This window comes from Sphingomonas sp. NY01 (assembly GCF_038809135.1).
Classification (GTDB): Bacteria; Pseudomonadota; Alphaproteobacteria; order Sphingomonadales; family Sphingomonadaceae; genus Sphingomonas; species Sphingomonas carotinifaciens.
The window spans coordinates 2,533,495-2,548,710 of sequence record NZ_CP101722.1; the positions used below are offsets into that span (position 1 = coordinate 2,533,495).

Genomic DNA, 15,216 nt, shown 5'->3' on the forward strand with positions numbered 1-15,216 from the left:
CCACTCCGCGCGCAACGCTTTTGCCACGTGACGCCGATTGCAACATGCGCAACGCTACGGCACGGAGTTGGCGGTTGCGGCGGCGATGCTATTGCTGCACTGCACAACGGAGATATGATGTGGCCCGCAAATTCCTTTATGTCGTCGCGGGCCTCATCGTGCTCGCGATAGCCGCGACCTTCGCCTACCGGTTGTTCGGCAACCAGTTGCTGCGCTGGTCGACGGTGCCCGGCGAGTCGTTCCGGGCACAGCCGGCGGCCCCGCCGTCGCTCTACGATCGCACCGCCTTGTGGCTCGCGCGTCCCGAACTGCCGAACAATCCGGCACAATGGACGCCCGCCGGCCATGCGCCGGGCAAGACTGGCACGGGGGCCGCGATCTTCTTCATCCACCCGACCTCCTATATCAGCAAGGCGAGCTGGAACGCGCCGCTGGACGATGCGGAGACCAACGAGCGCACCGCGCTGTTCCTGCGCGGCCAGGCCAGCGCGTTCAACGCGGCCGGCGATGTCTGGGCGCCGCGCTATCGCCAGGCGACGTTCGGCGCGTTCCTGACCAGCGTGGCGGATGCCGAACGGGCGCTGGCGCTCGCTTATGGCGACATCGACGCGGCGTTCGGTTCGTTTCTGGACACGATCGGGCCGGATCGCCCGATCATCCTCGCCGGGCACAGCCAGGGCGCGCTCCACCTGACCCGGCTGTTGCGCGACCGGGTGGCGGGCAACCCTGCGCTTACCCGCCGTATCGTCGCCGCCTATGTGGTCGGCTGGCCCGTCTCCGTCACCACCGATCTGCCGCGCATGGGCCTGCCCGCCTGCGGGACGGCGGACCAGACCGGCTGCATCCTCTCGTGGCAGACCTTTGCCGAGCCGGCGGACCCGTCGCTGATCCTCGACCTGTATGATCAGACGCACGGCTTCAACGGCGCCCCGCGCCGCGACACGCCGATGCTGTGCACCAACCCGCTGACCGGCACCCCGAACGTGCAGGCACCCGCCACCGCCAATCTCGGCACGCTCTACCCCTCGCCCGATCTCAAGACCGCCGACCTGCTGCCGAACCGCGTCGCCGCCCGCTGCGGCGATCGCGGTTTCCTGCTGATCGGCGACGGCCCCAATGTCGGCCCCTATGTGCTGCCCGGCAACAACTACCATGTCTACGACTACAGCCTGTTCTGGGCCAATGTCCGCGCGGATGCGAACCGCCGGCTGGCGGCGTTCGCGCGGTGATCACGCTCGACCGCAACGTCTTTCGCGAGGCGCTTCCCACCGGCGGCCGCCTGCTGGGCCTCGACGTCGGCACCAAGACGATCGGCACCGCGCTGTGCGATGCCGGCTGGACCTTTGCCAGCCCCGCTACCCTCGTCCGCCGCACCAAGTTCGCGCAGGACAAGGCGCTGCTCGCCGACCTGATCGCCAAGCAGTCGGTCAAGGGGCTCGTCATCGGCCTTCCCCTCAATCTCGACGGTTCGGAGAGCCCCCGCTCGCAATCCACCCGCGCCTTTGCCCGCAATTGCGAGGATCTGGGGCCCGTCCTGCTCTGGGACGAACGCTGGTCCACCGTCGCGGTCGAACGCTTCATGATCGAACAGGACATGAGCCGCGCCAAACGCGCCGAGAAGATCGACAACTTCGCCGCCGCCCATATCCTGCAAGCCGCCATCGACGCCCTGACCATGGCATGAACTCAACCTCCTCTCCCCTCCGGGGAGAGGAAGGGGCCCGCTGCCTTAGGCAGTGGGAAGGTGAGGGGCCGCCAAGCAGCGCCTCACTAGGTGGCAGCCCCTCACCCTCCCCACGGCTACGCCGCGGATCCCCTCCCTCTCCCCGGCGGGGAGAGGGACAAACCCCAAATCCCTTGCCCCCACCCCGCCCGCTCGCTACCCGGCGGCTTTGATGCAGACCTCCGACCACCGCCCCGCCGCCGTCCTACCGGGCGGCGCCGTGTTCCCGCACCGGCACCTGACCGGGATCGAGGGGCTTCAGCCCCACGAGATCAGCTTCCTGCTCGACGAAGCCGAGCAGTGGATCGGCCGGGGAACGCGCGACGTGCCCGATACGCGCCTCGCCGGGCTCACCCAGATCAACGCCTTTTTCGAGAATTCGACCCGCACGCTGCTGTCGTTCGAAATCGCTGGCAAGCGGCTGGGTGCCGATGTCGTCAACATGCACGCCGCGCAATCGAGCGTGAAGAAGGGCGAAACCCTGATCGACACCGCGCAGACGCTCAACGCCATGCGCGCCGACGTGATCGTCATCCGCCACATGGCGAGCGGCGCGGTCCGCCTGATCGCCGACAAGGTCGACTGCCCGGTGCTGAACGCCGGCGATGGCCGCCACGAACACCCGACCCAGGCACTGCTCGACATGCTGACCATCCGCCGCGCCCGGGGCGATGTCGCCGGCCAGCGGGTCGTCATCTGTGGCGATATCCTGCACAGCCGCGTCGCCCGCTCCGACATCCTCGCCCTCACCGCACTTGCCGCAGAGGTCCGCGTCTGCGCGCCCTCCACCCTCATGCCCGCCGCGATCGACCGGATGTTCGTGACCCCCTTCACCGATTTCGACCGTGCGATCGAGGATGCCGACGTGGTCATGATGCTGCGCGTCCAGAATGAGCGCATGGGCGGCGGCTATATCCCCTCCACCCGCGAATATCGCCTCCGCTACGGTCTCACGCCGGAACGGCTGAAGCGCGCCAAGCCCGATGCGCTGGTCATGCATCCCGGCCCGATGAACCGCGGGGTGGAGATCGATTCGGAGGTGGCGGACGGCCCGCAATCGGCGATCACCGAACAGGTGGCGATGGGCGTCGCCGTCCGCATGGCCTGCCTGGATGTCCTGACGCGAAGGGCGCGCGGCGTGGAGGGCTGGGCATGACCGTCACCGCCTTCACCAACGCCGCCCTGGTCTGCCCCGTGGGCGGCGAGCAGCGCGCCACGCTTCTGGTGCAGGACGGCACCATCCTCGGCACCGGCGACGCGCCCGCCGACGCGACCGTCATCGACTGCGCGGGCAAGACGCTCGCCCCCGGCCTGATCGACCTTGGCATCTTCAAGGTCGACCGCGCCGCTGCCCGCGCCGGCGGCATCGTCCGCGTCGGCCTGATGCCCGACCAGTCGCCCGTGCTCGACGATCCCGGCATCGTCCAGCGCGCCGCGCTGATCGGCAAGCCCGATCTGTGGATCCACCCCATTGCCGCCGCCACGCGCGGGCTTGCCGGCACCGACATGGCCGAAATGGCGATCTGCGCCTCGGCCGGCGCGCGCGCGGTCGGCACCGGGCGCGGCTGGATCGCGGACGCCGGGGTGATGCACCGGGTCCTCGCCTATGCGCACGACCTCGATCTCGCGGTCATCACCCATGCCGAGGATGGCGGCCTCGCGGCAGGCGCGGTCGCAACGGAGGGCGAAACAGCCACCCGCCTCGGCCTGCCCGCCGCCCCCGCCATCGCCGAGGCGCTCGCCATCGCCCGCGACCTGATGCTCGCCGAGGACACCGGCGCCCGCCTGCACATTCGCCAGGTGACGACCGCCGCCGGCTTCGACCTCGTTCGCGCCGCCAAGCGCCGCGGCGTGCGCGTCACCTGCGGCATCACGCCCGCCCACCTGCACCTGTCCAACATCGCGACGACGGATTTCCGCACCTTCGCGCGCCTGTCACCGCCTTTGCGCAGCGAAAGCGATCGTCAGGCCGCACTTGCCGCGGTGGCGGACGGCACGATCGACGTCATCGCATCGGGTCATGATCCCCATGGGCCGGAGGAAAAGCGCCTGCCCTTCGTCGACGCCGCGCCCGGCATGGCGGGTGCGGAAACGCTGCTGCCGCTGGCACTGATGCTGGTCCGCGACGAGCGGCTGAGCTTGGCTAAACTGTTCGAGAAGTTGGCGACGAATCCGGCCCGCATCCTGGGGCTCGATACCGGCACGCTGGAGCCGGGCAAGCCCGCCGACCTGCTGCTGTTCGACGCCGGCGCGCCGTGGCAGATCCTCGGCGACCGCTTCGCGTCTGCGGGCAACACCCCGTTTGACGGCCTCCCCGTACAGGGCAAGGCGCTGCGCTTGTGGAAGGCAGGCCGGGAGGTCTGATGTAGCAAAAGCCCTCTCCCCGGCGGGGAGAGGGAAATCAGAAAATCACCGCCGCGGGCCCTTCGGTCCACGCGCGTGACGACGCGGGCCGCCGGGGCCACCCGCACCCGCCGGCGCACGGCTCTGCGGGCGACCGCTCGACATCGCACCGCCCTCGGCTGGCTCGATCTCGATCCCGTCATCGGCATGCTCGGCCGCGGTACGCTTCAGCGCCGCCGCGAAACGCGCCGCGATCGCGCTCGGCACTTCGAACAGCGTCTCGTTCGGCTGGATGCGGATCGCGCCGATCTCGTTGCGGGTGATATGCCCGCGACGGCACAGCAGCGGCATCAGCCAGCGCGGATCGGCATTCTGCCGCCGGCCGACATTCATCCGGAACCAGGCGGTGTCCTCGAACCCGGCACGTCGCTCGCGCTGGTCGCTGCGACCGTCGCGCTCGCCGCTGTCCACCATCTCCTCGGGCTGCGGCATGGCCGCACGGTGCGCACGCACCAGGGCCGCGGCGATCTCGTCCGCCGGCTTTTCGGCCATCAGCTTTTCGGCGAGCGCCTTGTCCTCGTCGTCCACCTCGACCGGCTGGAGCAGCGCGGCCAGCAGCCGCTCGCGGTCGCCAGCGCGGATTTCTTCCGGGGTCGGCGGGCGGCGCCATTCCGCCTGGATGCGCGCCCCGCGCAACATGCCCTCGACGCGCCGACGGCGCGGATACGGCACCAGCAGGATCGCGGTGCCCTTGCGCCCGGCGCGGCCGGTCCGGCCCGAACGGTGCTGCAACGTCTCGGCATCACGCGGGATCTCGACATGCACCACCAGCGTCAGGCCCGGCAGGTCGATGCCGCGCGCCGCGACGTCGGTCGCCACGCACACCCGCGCACGGCCATCGCGCAGGGCTTGCAGCGCGTGGTTGCGCTCGTTCTGCGAATGCTCACCCGACAGCGCCACCGCCGCGAAGCCGCGCTCGACCAGGCTGGCGTGCAGGTGCCGGACATTGTCGCGCGTCGCGCAGAACAGGATCGCCGTCTCCGCTTCGTGCAGGCGCAGCAGGTTGACCACCGCCGCCTCGATATCGGCCGGCGCCACCGTCACCGCCTGATAGGCGATGTCGGCATGGCCACGTTCCTCGCCGATCGTCTCGATGCGCAGGGCATCGCGCTGATACCGCTTGGCAAGCTGTGCGATCGGGCGCGGCATGGTGGCCGAGAACAGCAAGGTGCGCCGCTCGTTCGGCGTTGCGTCGAGTATCTCTTCCAGATCCTCGCGAAAGCCCATGTCGAGCATCTCGTCCGCCTCGTCCAGCACCGCGACGCGCAAGGACGACAGGTCGAGCGCACCGCGCTCCAGATGGTCGCGGAGACGACCGGGCGTGCCGACCACGATATGTGCGCCGTTGCTCAGCGAGCGACGCTCGCGGCTGGCATCCATGCCGCCGACGCAGGTGGAGATGCGCGCGCGCGCCCCTTCGTACAGCCAGGCGAGTTCGCGGCTGACCTGCAATGCCAGTTCGCGCGTCGGCGCGATGACCAGCGCCAGCGGCGTGCGCGGCGGCGGCAGCGTGCCGTCCTCCAGCAGCTCGCCGGCCATGGCGATGCCGAAGGCGACGGTCTTGCCGGAACCGGTCTGTGCGGACACGATCAGGTCGCGGCCGATGGCCTCCGGCTCGATGACGGCGGCCTGGACGGGGGTGGGTGCCGCGTAACCGCGGGCACCAAGCGCTTCGGAGAGAAGCGTCGGGAGAGACGAAAAGGGCATGAGGCTCCAGAAATGGGGATCGCATCTCGAAAACCAAGGATCGTTCCCGGCTTCCGAGTGTTATCCAGACCAGCCTGGATTAGGTGCGTCCCGTGAAATGCGTCGGCCACATGGCACAGACGCGGCGCTGGGTCCACTCTTTACAGGGGGGTGGGCAAAAGGGGTGCCGGCGATCAGCGGCTTTCGTATCAAGGTGATAGGCACCCGGGATCGTGGGGGTGCACTTCGTTGGCTGTGCCCCGTTTCGGGACTGGCCTGGCTTTCCGGCTGCAACACGCACCAGTCCGCGCTCGCGCCGTTCGGGGCGGAGGCGGATGCGCTGCGCTCGCTCCTGATCCTACTGTTGATCGGTGCCGTCCTGCTCGCCGCCGGCCTGTTCTGGCTGATGCGCCGTGCCGTCACCTCGGCCGAGGGTGCGATCACCCATCAACAGGGCATGCGCATGGTGCTGTGGCTGGGCGGCGTCTTTCCGACGATCCTGCTCGGCGGGCTGCTCGTCTATTCGCTGCCGATGATGAAGCCCGCCCCCGTCGGCCCCGCCGACCTGCGCATCCGCGTCGATGCGCAGCAATTCTGGTGGCGCACCCAGTATCGCACCCCCAGCGGCCCGGTCGAGGGCGCCAACGAGCTGCGCCTGCCCGTCGGCCGCACCGTGTCGCTCGAACTCACCGCCGGAGACGTGATCCACAGCTTCTGGGTGCCGGGCCTTGCCGGCAAGATGGACATGATCCCCGGCCGCGTCACCAATCTCGTCGTCCGCGCCGAAAAGCCGGGGCGTTATCGCGGCGTCTGCACCGAATTTTGCGGGCTCAGTCATGCGCTGATGGCGTTCGACGTCGTCGCCATGCCGCCCGCCGCGTTCGACGCGTGGCTCGCCGCGCAGGCGCAGCCGCCTCGCCCGGTGCCACTTCAGATGGTGCCGAACAATCCCGTGCTGGTCGGCATGGTGGCGTTCGAAAGCTATGGCTGCGGCGCCTGCCACAGCATCCGCGGCACGACGCAGGCGGGCACGATCGGCCCCGACCTCACCCATTTCGGCAGCCGCCGGACGCTTGCCGCCGGCATCCTGGAGCCGACGACGCAGAACATCGCCCGCTTCATCCGCCATCCGGAGGCGACCAAGCCCGGCGTGCGCATGCCCGCCTTCCCCCAGATGCGTGAAGCCGAAGCCACGGCCATCGCCCGCTACCTTCAGGGCCTCAAATGAGCCTCCACGCACAAGACGATCCGGACCTCCGCCGCGCGCAGGAGGAACGCCTGCGGGCCGTGTGGAAGCCGCCCGAGGGGCTGTTCCTGCGCTGGACGGATACCAACAACAACCGCGTCGGCGTGTGGTACACGCTGACCGCCTTCGGCTTCATGCTGTTCGCCGGCGTCCTGGCGCTCATCATGCGCACCCAGCTTGCCGTGCCCGACAACGACCTCGTCTCGGCCAACACCTTCAACCAGCTGTTCACGCTGCACGGCTCGATGATGATGTTCCTGTTCGCCGTGCCGATGTTCGAGGCGGTGTCGATCATCCTCCTGCCGCAGCTACTAGCCGCGCGCGACCTGCCCTTCCCGCGCCTGTCGGCCTTTGGCTACTGGTCGTTCCTGATCGGCGGCGTCTTCGTGTCGGGCTCGATCTTCTTCAACGCCGCGCCCGACGGCGGCTGGTTCATGTATCCGCCGCTCACCACCCGCACCGACCTGTCCGGGCTGGGCGCCGACATCTGGATGCTGGGCCTGTCCTTCATCGAGGTGTCCTCGGTCGCCGCCGCAGTCGAACTGATCGTCGGCGTCCTCAAATGCCGCCCGCCGGGCATGCGCCTCAACCTCATGCCGCTCTATGCCTGGTACATCCTGGTCGTGGCGGTGATGATCCTGTTCGCCTTCCCGCCGCTGATCGCCGGCGACGTCCTGTTCGAAATGGAGCGGCTGCTCGGCTGGCCCTTCTTCGATGCCGCGCGCGGTGGCGATCCGCTTCTCTGGCAGCACCTGTTCTGGATCTTCGGCCACCCGGAGGTCTATATCGTCTTCCTGCCGTCGATCGCGCTGTTCGCCATGCTGATCCCCACTTTTGCGCAAAGGCATCTGCTCGGCTATCCGTGGATCGTGCTGGCCGCGGTCGGCACCGCCTTTCTATCGTTCGGCCTGTGGGTGCACCACATGTTCGCGACCGGCCTGCCCAAGATCAGCCTGGCCTTCTTCTCGGCCGCGTCCGAGGCGGTGGCGATCCCGACGGGGATCCAGATCTTCGCCTTCATCGCCACCCTTTGGGCGGGCAAGGTGAAATGGTCGACGCCGCTCCTTTATGCGTCCGGCAGCCTCGCCATCTTCGTCGTCGGCGGCCTGACCGGGGTGATGGTCGCGGTCGCGCCGTTCGACTGGCAGGCGCACGACACCTATTTCGTCGTCGCCCATCTCCATTACGTGCTGATCGGCGGCACGTTGCTGCCGCTCTTCGGCGGCCTCTATTATTACTGGCCCCTCATCACCGGCAAGAAACTTTCCGATCGCATGGGCCGCGTCGCCTTCTGGATCATGTTCGTCGGCGCCAATCTCGCCTTCTTTCCCATGCACCTGTCCGGGCTGGAGGGGATGCCCCGCCGCGTCTTCACCTATCCGGCCGAACTGGGCATCGGCGGGTTGAACCTCGCCTCGACGATCGGCGCCTATCTGTTCGCCGCCGGCGTCGCGATCGTCTGCCTCGACCTCGCACTCTCCCCGACCCGGCCCAAGGGCAAGCGCAACCCGTGGAACGCCGGCACGCTCGAATGGCTGGCCCTGCCCGATGACGAGGACTGGGGCATCCGCTCGGTCCCCCTGATCGAGAGCCGCTATCCGATCTGGGACCAGAAGGATTTCGTGAAGAAGGTCGATGAAGGCCGCTTCTTCCTGCCCGATGCGGAGGAGGGCCGGCGCGAGACGATCATCACCACCGTGCTCGATGCGCGCCCCATTGCCGTCATCCGCCTCGGCACGCCGAGCTGGAAGCCGATGCTGACCGCCATCGTGCTCGGCGCGGTGTTCATCCTGACCACCTATCATCTCTACATGGCCGCGCTGTTCGCCGCCTTCGCCACGCTTGCCATGGTGCTCTGGTGGCTGTGGACCGGCACCGCCGAGATCCCCGAAAAGCCGTGCAAGCCGATCGGCCACGGGCTGGAGGTGCCGCTCTATCTTTCCGGCCCGTCGTCCTCGGGCTGGTGGGCGATGTTCATCACCATGATGGCCGACGCCACCGCCTTTTCCGGCCTCGTCTTCGGCTATTATTTCTTCTGGACGATCCATGCCGAATTCCCGCCGCCTGCTTTCCCCGGCCCCGGCATGGTCTGGCCGATGGTCGCTCTGGCCCTGACGCTGGTCGGCTGGGCCGGCACGATCGCGACCCGCGAGGTGCATGCCCGCGGCAAGGTGACGCTGGCCCGCACCCTGCTCGTCGTCAGCCTGCTTGCCACCTTTGCCAGCCTGTTCGCGGGGCTGGCGGGGCCGTGGCAATATGCGATGAACCCGGAGGCGCATGTCTACCCCGCCATCGTCTGGACGCTCGCGATCTGGACCGCGGTGCACGCCGGCATCGGTGCGATCATGCAGAGCTATACGCTCGCCCGCAGCCTCGCGGGGCGCATGACCCCCACCTACGACGCCGACATTCGCAACATCACCGTGTATCAGCACTTCCTCGCCCTCACCGCCCTTGTCGCCTATGCGACGATCGGCCTGTTCCCGGCGGTGGCGTGATGGGGCGGGCGCAGGAGCGATCCGCATGAAACCGGGCTTCCGCAACCGCGTGAAGCGGCTGAAGGTCACGCTTTGGACGCTCATCGTGCCGCCCGGCGTCTGGGCGGTGCATTTCCTGTTTTCCTATATCTGGGCGGCGGTGTCCTGCGCGAAGCTCGGCGAATGGTCGCTCTTTCCCACCGCCTTCACCATCGGCACGGTGGTGGCGCTCGGGATCATCCTCGTCTCGGGCTGGATCGCCTTTGTCCAGTCGCGCACGCCGGGCGATCCGCCCCCGCACGAACAGGGCACCGATATCGACCGGCTGCGCTTTCTCGCCACCGCCACGCTGCTTCTCGCCGCGCTCAGCTTTGTCGGCGTGATCTTCACCGCGCTGCCCGTCATCCTGCTGAACGATTGCCGATGACGCGCCTGTGCCTTGCCGCCGGCGCGGCGTTTCTCCTGCTGGGCTGGGCCTTTGCCGGCAGCGGCTTTGGCATGATCGGCCACATGGCCGGGCACATGATCGCGGTCGCGGTGGCGGCGCCCCTGCTCGCCTTCGCCATCGCCGGCACGCCGGCCGATCCCGCGACGCGCTTTCCCCGCATCGTCACGCCGCTCGCCATGTCGGTGGTCGAACTGGTCGTGGTCTGGAGCTGGCACGTACCCGCACTCCGCCTCGCCGCCGAGGCTTACCCGCTCGTCCTGATCGCCGAACAGGCCAGCTTCCTCGTCGCCGGCCTGCTGCTCTGGTCCGCCGCGCTGGGGGCGGCGGGTGACGCCCGCTGGGCGCGCCGCGCCGGCGGGGTGGCGGCGATGCTGCTCACCTCCATGCACATGACCCTGCTCGGTGCGCTGATCGGCCTGGCGCCCCGACCGCTTTATGCCGGCCTCCACGCCGCGCACGGCATGGAGCCGCTCGCCGATCAACAGGTCGGCGGCGTCGTCATGCTGATGATCGGCGCGGCCGCCTATTTCTTCGGCGGGCTTGCCATGCTCGCCAGCCTGCTCCGCCTGCGGGAAGCCCGGTCATGACGATACGCCTCACCTGGAAACGCGTCGCCGCCACGCTGTTCGGCCTGTTCGCCGCCGGCATGCTCTTTGCCTGGTCCGGCCTCTTCAACGTCGCCGCCTCCAGCGGACACTGGCCGGTCACCGACTGGTTCCTTCACTGGGTCATGCGCAACTCGGTGAAGACGCACGCCGCCTTTTCCGCGCCCGACGACCCCAAGGCCCCTCGCGTCCTCGTCAGCGCCGCCGGCCATTTCGCCGGCGCCTGCGCCTCCTGCCACGGCGCCCCCGGCCAGCGCCCCTCCCCCGTCATGCAGGCCGCCACGCCCCCCGCCCCCGACCTGTCCGTCAACGCCCGGCAATGGACCGACAAGCAGCTCTACTGGATCCTGAAACACGGCGTGAAATATAGCGGCATGCCCGCCTGGCCCGCACCGGAACGCGGCGACGAGATCCGGGCCATGGTCGCCTTCGTCCGCGCGTTGCCGGGCATGACGCCCGCGCAGTACCGCGCGCTGACCCAGGATGCCGCCGCTGCCGGCACCGTCGGCGTCCGCGGCATTCGCACCGCCACGCTCACCGGCTGCATCGCCTGTCACGGCGCGGACGGCCGCGGCCGCAACCAGCCGGACATCCCCGTCCTCGGCGGTCAGAGCCCCGCCTATCTGCTCACCGCCCTGCGCGCCTACGCCACCGGCGCCCGTCACAGCGCAGTGATGCAGAACGCCGCCGCCGCGCTGACCGAGCAGGAGATGCGCGCCCTCGCCACCCACTTCGCCACCATGCCCGGCCTCGCCCCCGTCGCCCCCGCGCCGGACCCCATGGCACGACGCATCGTCCAGCAGGGCATCCCCCGCCTGCAACTTCCCGCCTGCGCCAGCTGCCACGCCCCCGGCAAACCCTACCCCGTCCTGTCGGGCCAAAAGCCCCTCTACCTCGCCCAGCGGCTACGGCACTGGAAGGGCGACAAGAATGTCGTCGACGCGCGCAAGACCCACGCCACCATGCCGGTCATCGCCCGCCGTATTCCCGACGAGATGATCGACCGGCTGGCCCGCTATCTGGCGGGGCAGCGCTAGGCCGCTATTGCGGGCGGCGCCCGCCCCGGCCATGGACCCGCGCCATGCCCCAAAGCGTTGTTCATCCATGAGCGTAGCCTTTCGCCGAGAATCCGACGAGGAACATCTCGAACCCAAGTTCGAGCTGCCGATCCCGCCCGGCCCCAACCTCGTCACGCCGCGCGGTCTGGCGATGATCCGCGACCGCGTCGCCGAACTGGAACGCCGGATCGCCGCGGCCCCCGCCGACGCCAGGGACGCGCTCAAGCGCGACCTCCGCTACTGGAACACGCGCGCCGCCACCGCCGAACTCGCACCCCCGCCCGGGTCGGAAGAGGCCGGCATCGGCACCCGTGTCCGCTTCCGCCTGAACGGGCAGAGCCGCACGCTGGAAATCGTCGGCCATGACGAGGCGGACCCCGCCGCCGACCGCATCGCCTTCTCCGCCCCTCTCGCCCGCGCCCTGATCGGCGCCACCCCCGGCGAGCAACTCGACTTCGCCGGCCGCACCGATGCGATCACCCTCGACAGCGTGGAGCCGATCTGATGGCCGAAAAGTTCGAACGCCACCGCCAGCCCTGGCGCCCCGACGAGATCCAGAAGCTGCACACCCTCGCCAAGAAGGGCATGGCGCTCAAAGCGATATCCAAGGCGATGACCCGCAGCGAGGAGTCGATCAAACAGCGCGCCAAGGAAGACGGTCTTTCTATCGCCAAGCTGCGTTAAAGAGCTGGTTCACGCGAAGCCGCGAAGCCGCGAAGAAGTTCGTTTTACGCGGAGACGCGGAGACGCGGAGAGTTTCCCGAGCCGAAGGCTCTCGAACCCCACTGGCCTCAACATCGTCTTCCGAACGAGAGGAGGCGCGACTTCACCACGAACGCAACACCTCCGCGTCTCCGCGTCTCCGCGCGAACCAACCTTCTTTCTTCTCTTCGCGTCTTCGCGTCTTCGCGTGAACCGACCTTCTTCCTTCTCTCCGCGCCTCCGCAAGAACCAAATCCGCTGTCCTACACACCCCCCATCCCCTATGTCCCGCCCATGACCCCGGCCGCGCAAAGCCCGCCCCCCTCGCCGAAACCGACGATTGCAAAAACGGTAAGTGGACACGGCCCAGGGGGTGTAGTGTCCACTTACGAGTCGCCGCAGCCGCCCCACCCCCGTCAAGCCGGCGAATCCAACAATGCACTATGACGCGATCATTCTCGGCGCCGGCGCCGCCGGCCTCATGGCCGCCGCCGTCGCCGGCCAGCGCGGGCGGCGCATCCTGGTGCTCGACCATGCCGATGCGCCGGGCAAGAAGATCCTGATCTCGGGCGGCGGCCGCTGCAACTTCACCAATATCGGCACCGCCCCCGACCGCTTCCTGTCGGCGAACCCGCATTTCGCCAAATCGGCGCTGCGCCGCTACACCGCCGCCGACTTCCTCGCGCTGGTCGAGGCGCACGGCATCGCCTGGCACGAAAAAACGCTCGGGCAGCTCTTTTGCGACGGCTCCGCGCGCCAGATCGTCACCATGCTGCTCGACGAATGCGACCGGGGCGGCGTCCGCATCGAACTGGGCCAGCCGATCACCGATGTCGCCCATGCCGATGGCCGCTTCCGCGTCCGCCATGGCGGCCTCACCCATGAGGCGGACCGCCTCGTCATCGCCACCGGCGGGCCGAGTATCCCCAAGATGGGCGCGACCGGCTTCGCCTATGAGCTCGCCCGTCGCTTCGGCCTGAAGGTGGTCGAGCCGCGGCCCGCGCTCGTCCCACTTACGCTGGGCGGCGAGGAAACCCTGTTCCGCAGCCTGTCGGGTGTCGCGACCGAGGTCGTCGCCCGCTGTCACAAGGCGCAGTTTCGCGAAGCGGCGCTGTTCACGCATCGCGGCCTGTCCGGCCCTGCCATCCTGCAGGTCTCGTCCTATTGGCGCCACGGCGATGCGGTGACGATCGACTTCCTGCCCGACATGGACGCCGACTGGCTGATCGCCGCCAAGCGCGCGACGCCGCGCCTCTCGCCGCGCCGGGCATTGGCCACCCACCTGCCCGACCGTCTCGCCGAAACGCTGGCCGATCGCCTCGCCCTCGCCCCCGATCTTGCCGGCTGCACGGACAAGGCTTTGCGTGCCGCCACCGATCGGCTGTCGCGCTGGTCCTTCACCCCCAACGGGTCCGAGGGGCTTGCCAAGGCGGAGGTTACCGTTGGCGGCATCGCCACCGCCGAGCTGTCGTCACAGGATATGCAGGCCACCCGCGTCCCCGGCCTGTATGCGATCGGCGAGGCGGTGGACGTCACCGGCTGGCTCGGCGGCTACAATTTCCAATGGGCATGGGCCAGCGGCTGGGCCTGCGCACAGACGCTGTGACGCCCGGTCAGCGCGCGGCCAGCATGATCCCGCCGCGCGCCCATGCCGCCACCCGGTCGCCCGCCTGCCGCCGCACGAAACAGTCGCCGCCCGCCGTCTTCAATCGCCGGCACAGCCCCTCGGCATCGCCCCGTGCGAACCCGCCGACCGACAGCCGGTACACCGTGCCGTCCGCCGACCGGAAGGTCGTGCTGCGCGGCGCATGTTCCCCGATCCGGGCAAGCCGCTGCGCGCTCCGGCTCCACGCCTCGCGCGCGCCCTCCGCACTGCCATAGGCGCCCAGCTGGACGTACCATTCCCCCGTTGCCGGATCGGCGCGCCGCGGCACCACCGGGTTCCCGCCGATGCGGGTCCTGCCGTGCAGGGACTGCACCACTTCACGCGGCGCCGCGAACACGATCGCCGGCGGCCTCGTCACCGGCTGCACCGGCTGCACCGGCTGCATCGGCGCGTCCTCGATCTGCTCGGCGCCCACCTTCTCGGCAAGCTGGGGCGGCGCCACCGGCGTCGGCGCGTGCAGTGCCAGCGTCAGGGGCTGTCCTGCGTCCGCAACCGGCGTCACCCCCAACAGCGTCGCCACCTGGTCGGCGGCGCCATGCGGCTGCGCGAAGTCCGCCCATTGCTGCATCCGCGCATCGACATCCGCCGGCGACATGTCGGTTGCCGCCACTACCCGCGCCATCTGCCAATTGCCGGCCAGCGCCAGCGCCAGCGCCAGGTTCTGGCGCACCTGTGCGCCCGCACCGGGTTCGCGCGCCGCCGCGGTCAGCATCGCCACCGCGCCGGCCGGATCACCCGCCAGCGCCAGCGCCAGTCCATGGTCCGCCGCCGGAATCCGCGTGGCATGTTCGGCCAGTACGCCCCGCGCCGCCAGCCAGTCGCCACCCGCGATCGTCATCAGCGCCAGGTTCAGTGCGGCGCGCCCATTGTCCGGCTCCAGCGCCAGCACATCGCCAAAGGCCGCTCGCGCCGCGACGAACCGCCCCGTCTTCAGATAGCTTTGCGCCAGCACCAGCCGGTGTCCGGCTTCGCGTGGCCGCAGGCGCACCGCCTCCTCGGCAAAGCCGACCGCCGCCACGGCATCCTGCTTCGCCAAAGCACGCTGCGCACGCTTCGCCGCCTTGGCCGCCGCCTTCACCGCCTGCGCATCGCCGCCATTCGCCACCGCGGGCGTCACGCTGCGCGATTGCACCGCACAGCCGCTCACGGCACTGCCCAGCACCAGGGCGGACACGCCCAGCACAATGATCGATCGCGTCATA

Annotated in this window: 14 protein-coding genes; 12 read left to right on the forward strand and 2 right to left on the reverse strand. The window is 69.3% G+C overall.

Annotated features, from left to right (window positions below; translation table 11 throughout):
* The first annotated feature begins 119 nt into the window (after positions 1 to 119).
* The 4 genes from NPJ82_RS12275 to NPJ82_RS12290 all read left to right on the forward strand — a co-directional run bounded on the left by NPJ82_RS12275 (position 120) and on the right by NPJ82_RS12290 (position 4,087).
* Positions 120 to 1,229 carry a DUF3089 domain-containing protein gene (locus tag NPJ82_RS12275; protein WP_342657538.1) on the forward strand — a complete coding sequence of 370 codons (1,110 nt, stop codon included), beginning with the start codon at positions 120 to 122 and terminating at the stop codon, positions 1,227 to 1,229.
* Entirely contained in the window at positions 1,226 to 1,684 is a 459-nt protein-coding gene (gene ruvX / locus NPJ82_RS12280; protein WP_342657539.1) for a Holliday junction resolvase RuvX, read from the forward strand. The genes NPJ82_RS12275 and ruvX overlap by 4 nt, the downstream gene beginning before the upstream one ends.
* A 211-nt stretch (positions 1,685 to 1,895) precedes the next feature.
* Positions 1,896 to 2,879, forward strand: a complete 984-nt coding sequence (locus NPJ82_RS12285) for an aspartate carbamoyltransferase catalytic subunit (RefSeq protein WP_112381042.1) — start codon at positions 1,896 to 1,898, stop codon at positions 2,877 to 2,879.
* Positions 2,876 to 4,087, forward strand: coding sequence for a dihydroorotase (locus tag NPJ82_RS12290; RefSeq protein WP_342657540.1), 1,212 nt, complete (start codon positions 2,876 to 2,878; stop codon positions 4,085 to 4,087). Before NPJ82_RS12285 ends, NPJ82_RS12290 begins: the two co-directional genes overlap by 4 nt.
* 45 nt (positions 4,088 to 4,132) lie before the next feature.
* Here NPJ82_RS12290 and NPJ82_RS12295 read toward each other — a convergent pair whose 3' ends face one another.
* Entirely contained in the window at positions 4,133 to 5,833 is a 1,701-nt protein-coding gene (locus NPJ82_RS12295; protein ID WP_342657541.1) for a DEAD/DEAH box helicase, read from the reverse strand.
* Between the two features lie 193 nt (positions 5,834 to 6,026).
* On the opposite strand from NPJ82_RS12295, the gene coxB reads away from it, so the two are divergent.
* From coxB to NPJ82_RS12335, 8 genes are all read left to right on the forward strand, one after another.
* The gene (coxB, locus tag NPJ82_RS12300; RefSeq protein WP_342657542.1) at positions 6,027 to 7,040 is read left to right on the forward strand and encodes a cytochrome c oxidase subunit II; all 1,014 of its coding nucleotides are present in this window, start codon (positions 6,027 to 6,029) and stop codon (positions 7,038 to 7,040) included.
* Complete coding sequence (ctaD, locus tag NPJ82_RS12305) at positions 7,037 to 9,556, forward strand: cytochrome c oxidase subunit I (protein WP_342657543.1); 2,520 nt, start codon at positions 7,037 to 7,039, stop codon at positions 9,554 to 9,556. The genes coxB and ctaD overlap by 4 nt, the downstream gene beginning before the upstream one ends.
* 25 nt (positions 9,557 to 9,581) lie before the next feature.
* Positions 9,582 to 9,962, forward strand: a complete 381-nt coding sequence (locus NPJ82_RS12310; RefSeq protein ID WP_112381047.1) for a hypothetical protein — start codon at positions 9,582 to 9,584, stop codon at positions 9,960 to 9,962.
* Entirely contained in the window at positions 9,959 to 10,570 is a 612-nt protein-coding gene (locus NPJ82_RS12315) for a cytochrome c oxidase assembly protein (RefSeq protein ID WP_342657544.1), read from the forward strand. The genes NPJ82_RS12310 and NPJ82_RS12315 overlap by 4 nt, the downstream gene beginning before the upstream one ends.
* The gene (locus tag NPJ82_RS12320; protein ID WP_342657545.1) at positions 10,567 to 11,625 is read left to right on the forward strand and encodes a c-type cytochrome; all 1,059 of its coding nucleotides are present in this window, start codon (positions 10,567 to 10,569) and stop codon (positions 11,623 to 11,625) included. The genes NPJ82_RS12315 and NPJ82_RS12320 overlap by 4 nt, the downstream gene beginning before the upstream one ends.
* Before the next feature lie 67 nt (positions 11,626 to 11,692).
* Positions 11,693 to 12,151, forward strand: a complete 459-nt coding sequence (locus NPJ82_RS12325) for a GreA/GreB family elongation factor (RefSeq protein ID WP_342657546.1) — start codon at positions 11,693 to 11,695, stop codon at positions 12,149 to 12,151.
* Positions 12,151 to 12,330 carry a hypothetical protein gene (locus tag NPJ82_RS12330; protein ID WP_112381051.1) on the forward strand — a complete coding sequence of 60 codons (180 nt, stop codon included), beginning with the start codon at positions 12,151 to 12,153 and terminating at the stop codon, positions 12,328 to 12,330. The genes NPJ82_RS12325 and NPJ82_RS12330 overlap by 1 nt, the downstream gene beginning before the upstream one ends.
* Before the next feature lie 454 nt (positions 12,331 to 12,784).
* Positions 12,785 to 13,954, forward strand: coding sequence for an NAD(P)/FAD-dependent oxidoreductase (locus tag NPJ82_RS12335; RefSeq protein ID WP_342657547.1), 1,170 nt, complete (start codon positions 12,785 to 12,787; stop codon positions 13,952 to 13,954).
* 7 nt (positions 13,955 to 13,961) lie between these two features.
* Here the strand turns inward: NPJ82_RS12335 and NPJ82_RS12340 are convergent, their stop codons facing one another.
* A complete protein-coding gene (locus NPJ82_RS12340) occupies positions 13,962 to 15,215 on the reverse strand; it encodes an SPOR domain-containing protein (protein ID WP_342657548.1) in 1,254 nt (417 codons plus the stop codon).
* Position 15,216: the final 1 nt, after the last annotated feature.

What these genes read in the sequence shown, in the direction of transcription:
- NPJ82_RS12325 (WP_342657546.1), top strand. Translation starts at nt 11,693, where the DNA reads ATGAGCGTAGCCTTTCGCCGAGAATCCGACGAGGAACATCTCGAACCC.
- ctaD (WP_342657543.1), top strand. Translation starts at nt 7,037, where the DNA reads ATGAGCCTCCACGCACAAGACGATCCGGACCTCCGCCGCGCGCAGGAG.
- NPJ82_RS12310 (WP_112381047.1), top strand. Translation starts at nt 9,582, where the DNA reads ATGAAACCGGGCTTCCGCAACCGCGTGAAGCGGCTGAAGGTCACGCTT.
- NPJ82_RS12315 (WP_342657544.1), top strand. Translation starts at nt 9,959, where the DNA reads ATGACGCGCCTGTGCCTTGCCGCCGGCGCGGCGTTTCTCCTGCTGGGC.
- NPJ82_RS12320 (WP_342657545.1), top strand. Translation starts at nt 10,567, where the DNA reads ATGACGATACGCCTCACCTGGAAACGCGTCGCCGCCACGCTGTTCGGC.
- NPJ82_RS12285 (WP_112381042.1), top strand. Translation starts at nt 1,896, where the DNA reads ATGCAGACCTCCGACCACCGCCCCGCCGCCGTCCTACCGGGCGGCGCC.
- NPJ82_RS12295 (WP_342657541.1), bottom strand. Translation starts at nt 5,833, where the DNA reads ATGCCCTTTTCGTCTCTCCCGACGCTTCTCTCCGAAGCGCTTGGTGCC.
- NPJ82_RS12340 (WP_342657548.1), bottom strand. Translation starts at nt 15,215, where the DNA reads ATGACGCGATCGATCATTGTGCTGGGCGTGTCCGCCCTGGTGCTGGGC.
- NPJ82_RS12330 (WP_112381051.1), top strand. Translation starts at nt 12,151, where the DNA reads ATGGCCGAAAAGTTCGAACGCCACCGCCAGCCCTGGCGCCCCGACGAG.
- NPJ82_RS12290 (WP_342657540.1), top strand. Translation starts at nt 2,876, where the DNA reads ATGACCGTCACCGCCTTCACCAACGCCGCCCTGGTCTGCCCCGTGGGC.
- NPJ82_RS12335 (WP_342657547.1), top strand. Translation starts at nt 12,785, where the DNA reads ATGCACTATGACGCGATCATTCTCGGCGCCGGCGCCGCCGGCCTCATG.